Annotated in this window: 3 protein-coding genes and 1 pseudogene; all 4 read right to left on the bottom strand. The window is 39.9% G+C overall.

All coding sequences use genetic code 11. The features are described from left to right. Nucleotides 1–75 (bottom strand): annotated as a pseudogene (locus CDG76_RS38900) (DNA-binding response regulator); the annotation flags it as partial. Between the two features lie 48 nt (nt 76–123). After that, entirely contained in the window at nt 124–2,523 is a 2,400-nt protein-coding gene (locus CDG76_RS35590; protein ID WP_094353515.1) for a histidine kinase dimerization/phospho-acceptor domain-containing protein, read from the bottom strand. Between the two features lie 524 nt (nt 2,524–3,047). Next, nucleotides 3,048–3,842, bottom strand: a complete 795-nt coding sequence (locus CDG76_RS35585) for an MOSC domain-containing protein (RefSeq protein ID WP_094353514.1) — start codon at nt 3,840–3,842, stop codon at nt 3,048–3,050. 314 nt (nt 3,843–4,156) lie between these two features. After that, nucleotides 4,157–4,798: a signal peptidase I gene (gene lepB / locus CDG76_RS35580; RefSeq protein ID WP_094353513.1), complete on the bottom strand. Its 642-nt coding sequence runs from the start codon at nt 4,796–4,798 to the stop codon at nt 4,157–4,159. Nucleotides 4,799–4,991 lie beyond the last annotated feature (193 nt).

Genomic DNA, 4,991 nt, shown 5'->3' with positions numbered 1-4,991 from the left:
GGTTTCTTGTTGCAACCGCATCCGCAAACCAAGCCGAAACAATTCATCATCTTCAACTAGTAAGATTTTTGTCATTTGTTATTGGTCATTTGTCATTTGTCATTTGTCATTCGTCAGGAATTATTATTCTCTCCTACTTCCCTGCTCCCCTGCTCCCCTACTCCCCTGCTCTCCTGCTCCCAGTCTCACCCTTAGCGTCACTCTCCCTCGATCGGTAAATTTAATTGCATTTCCCAACAGGTTGAGTAATACTTGACACAGTTTATTTTCGTCCGTTTCTATGTATTTAGGAATATCTGGCGCATATTCAAACACTAATTCTAAATTTTTAGATGCAGCACGCAAGTGCAACATCTCTTCTAAGTTTTTCAACAAATGAATTAAGTCAAAGCTACTGCAATTTAATGTGATTTTGCCAGCTTCGATTTTAGACATTTCGAGAATGTCGTTAATTAATTTGAGGAGATGTTCGCCAGCACGATTAATTATTGCCAAGTTTTCTTGATGTTCGCTAGATAGCGAATAATCTCGACTCATGACTTGGGTGAAACCAAGAATGGCATTGAGTGGGGTACGCAGTTCGTGGCTCATGTTAGCAAGGAATTCGCTTTTGGCGAGGTTGGCGGCAGCACTTCGCGCCGCTTCCCGAACAGCTGCTTGTTGTTCCTGTGCAGCGATTTTTTGCGATTCAATCAGTTCTTTTTGGGTGGTTTGCAGTTGTTCGATAACTTGCTGGAACTCTTCAGTACGTTTTTTTACTTGAGCCTCTAAGGTGCGATTGTATTCTGCTAATAACTTTTCTGTTTGTTTGCGTTGGGTGATATCAAAAAATGTGGCGATCGCAAAAGCCACATTCCCCGATTCATCATAAATTGGCTTTCCTAAAACCTCAATGCGAGTAATATTGCCACAACAGCGAATTTCCATATCATCAACCCTGATGCTTTCCCCAAGCAATGCTCTCAAAATCGGCAAGCGATCGCTGGGGTAAAGTTGATTTGTGCCGGCAAGGTAAGCTTGATATATCTCTGACAATTCTTCGACTTTAACTTCTGCGATCGCTCCTTGACCAAGAATTTGCTGCCCAATCTGATTTGTATAATAAGGTTCACCTTCAGCATCGATGATAAATACACCGACCGGTATGGCTTCTAAAAATTGAGTTAGCTGACTCTGATTATGAGATAGCGCCTCATTCAAAACTTGCATCTGGGCATTCTTTGCTTCTAAAGCACTAAAGGATGCTTGTAGTTGCTTTGCCATAGTTGCAAATGATTTGGCTAGTTCCCCCAGTTCATCGGAACGCTGAATGTCTGGTGTTTCCTCCCATTCACCTTGAGCAATTTTCTTCGCCGATCTGTTTAATTGTAAAATCGGCTTAATTACCCAACGAGCAGTCAAAATCCCAATTCTTGTAGCCACTAAAAAAGCAACTATACACAGCAAAATCGTGATGCGGGTGTTGGCATTAATTTGCTCCATAAATTCGCCTTCGGGAATCACCGCCACAATTAGCCAATCTAAACCCAGTTCGTCCTTCCAGCTTTTTACCTGTACAAAATAACGCATTCCATCGGCGGTAAAACTTAGCTGTTGCTTCCCTACAACAAACTTAAGACTGCCAAAACGTTCGATCAAAGACTGTGTTGTGAGTTTAATTAAAGAATTTTGACTATTTAATGCTGATAGACGTTTTCCTTTACCATTAACGATCGTATATGGTGGCTCGCTAGTAGAAGAAGCCACTATATACCCAGAACGCTCTAAAATAAAAGTTTTACCCGACCCTTTGATTTTTAACTTAGCTAAAAACTTGCCGATTTGTGACAAGAGCAAATCAACACTAATCACCCCAACAAATTTGCGATTTTTATCGTAAACAGGATAGCTGGAAGATATGGATAAAATTTCTGGTTTATCTTCCCATTGATAAATTTGACTCCAAACTCGTTTGCCTACCTTAACTGGATCTGTATACCAAGCTTCTGAGCGAGGATCGTAATTTTTGACTTCCTGTAAATGGCGGCGATTTCCTTGGTTGTCTGTAGGATAAACATAGAGTTTTCCTATACCGCGCTTTTCACTCACTTCATTGATCAAAAGCTTCCCATTATCTAAACGTTCAACACCGATAAATTCACCCTTGGGATTGGCAAAGCTGTTGTAGCCAATATTGAAAACCTGCATTTGTTTCCAAAAGTAATTGCCGGTGGTTTGAAAGTCAGAAAGGTTTAGCAAACCTAGCTCAACTGCATCTAAGTTGATTTGATTGATTTGATTCGGAGTTGTTAAATAGCTATCAAGATGCTGTTCAATGCGATCGCAGATTTCATTTTCTAATTGAGTAGCAAGCTCCTTTACCGCTTTTTGGCCGTTTTGATACGAAAGATAGCCCACAAGTCCCACCGCACCACAAATTTGCAAGATAAAGGGCACAATCAGAACATATCTCAGGGGCATCTTGGCATAAACTTTGCCAACTAAGCGATTAAATGATTTGACGGGCTGAAGTTTGGATAACATTGTAGTTTTATTCTTCCCCAGCATCTACTAGGTGCATTTTGCCGTGCTAGCTACATTTTATATAAGTAGAATTACGGCAGACATCGCTCTTCATGAAAATTTTATATTTTTAGTATAAAATAATACGAAATACTTATAATTGTTTGGCTGGCTGACTTCCTCCAACGCCTAATTTTCAAACTTTGCACAGGAGTAGTCCACTATAGAAATTGTCTATATGGATACGCCATCGCACTTGAATTTGCTCAGTTTTATCTGGCAATATTTCCACTAATTTTCTCAGATGAACTGAAATTTAACCAATAAGCTCCAGTATGCCATTCTAAAATTCAGGTTGCCATTAGCACCTAATCCTAAATTTAATTTTTAATTGCTGATGTGTTGATTTTCTGGACTGGAAACCACTGGACTTGTACAAGAACTTATATTTAATTACAGCAATTTTAGAATTGTTATGCAAATACACAGCATAAACAAAAAAAAATATAAAAAATTTACTTTGTATTTTTTATTTTGACGAAATGTTAACTTTGTTGTATATTTATGTCAACTTCATCGCCGATTTGTAAAATTTTTTCCGCGGATGATGGGGATAATTGGGTATTTATACTCAACCGATAAAAGTGATTAAAAGGCGATGAAGCAACCCAATTTGGCAAAGTTGCTTGTCGCTGGGTTGTAAAGATTTTTTGAAAGTTTGGGTAAGCTTCCCCTAAGTAAGAATTGCGTGTTGGGACTATACAACGCTGACATGGGTTAACCCCAAAAAAGTCTACATCTCCCACTCGAAAAGAGACTAAATCACCTTGTTCGCTAAATAGCCGATCTTCCCAAAATGCTGGTACACCAGCAATCTCGATGTTGGCACGCATCCGACGGCGCATTTCATCTACACTTAAACCAGGAAACCAAGAAGCTACCTCTGCCAATGTAGCCGTACTAATTACCGTTGGGCCAAGTGAGTGTGTATCGTCAGGAAAACCCATCAAAGAGTTTTGTCCCAATGTGACAGCAAACTCAAAATAATCACTCAAAGTTGCTTCTAATGCTTGCCGTTCCTCATCCAGATGAAAAATTTGTTGTAAGTTGCGATCGGGGATTTGCAACGAGATAGTTCTATTTAAGAGTGCAAATTGTGCCCTTAGTAAATGGATTTTAGCATGACGCTTGCCATTGACAAATCTACCTTGTTCGTCAAAAATGGCAAACTCGCGGTCATACTGTAGTGCGCCACTGGCAAGAACTCTAGAGTTCTCAACTTCAACACCATCCAGGGATTTAACTGGATACAGTAAAATCTTAGCTAGGTAAGGCGTCACGTCTCTTCGCTCCGAATTCAAAATTCAAAACTTGTACTGAGCTTGTCGTTGGCGTAGCCTCTCCGCCAGGAGAAGTATTCAAAATTCAAACATTTTGGACACCCATAAATAAATTTAGGGGTTTGTATCCTTTTCGTTTTCAGTCATAGCAATATTTGGATTTGAGATTTGGCGAAAATTCGCAGCATCTCGCAAAGAGCGAACTGAACTTCTCAAGACGGATTTTGGATTTTAGATTGGTGATTTAATAGTCCCCAATCTAAAATCTAAAATTCTTTTGTTAATGAGCTATTTGAGCAATATTGTTTGTTAATTTATGGATATACTGGCGATTTATCGATTCCGCCAACATGATTTAAAGGCCAGAAGCGAACTACAGCACGTCCAATAATATTCTGGCGGGGGACAACACCCCAGCAGCGGCTGTCATAACTACTGGTGCGATTATCACCCAGTACTAAATATGAATCGGCTGGTATAGTCTGGGGTTTAGCCAAAAAAGGTGGCTGTGGCCCTGATTGGCAAACATCAATAACTGTAGTCTGCCCAGAACTGAGGTAATTGGCTTCTGGGAGAGGTTTGTTGTTGATATAGACTTTGCCATCCTTAAGTTGTATTTTTTCTCCAGGTAAGGCAATTATACGTTTAATAAAAGCATCTTGATATTGTTCTTTTTGCAGCTCTTTGGTCGGTGAAAATACTACTATGTCTCCCCGCTGCGGGTCAGCAAATTTATACTTCAACTTATCGACAATAATTTTGTCTGCCTCCCACTGGTTTGGCGTACCATGCAAAGTCGGTTCCATTGAACCAGAAGGAATCCAGCGTGCTTCGGCAACAAAGGTACGAATTCCTAGAGCTAGAACAATGCTCAATACAATTGTTCTACCTAGCTCTGCGATCCAAGAATTATCGGGTTGTTGACTAGAGTTGTTATCAGACACTTGATTATGCATGAAATTACTTAACTTAACGAAAGATGTAGGTAATTAACTCGCCTAGTGAGACTTTATCTGTTAATCTTAACGGGAAAATTTTAATTTCCTAGTTATGTTTGCATCTTGACTACCAATTTTAGATTGTGGATTGGGAAGGAGGCAGGGGGCAGGAGGCAGGAGGCAGGAGGTAGGAAGTAGGAGGTAGGAAGAG

The sequence above is a fragment of the Nostoc sp. 'Peltigera membranacea cyanobiont' 210A genome (assembly GCF_002246015.1).
Lineage (GTDB): Bacteria > Cyanobacteriota > Cyanobacteriia > Cyanobacteriales > Nostocaceae > Nostoc.
The sequence above is the reverse complement of the archived record's forward strand: the minus strand, read 5'-3'. Positions and strand labels throughout refer to the sequence as shown.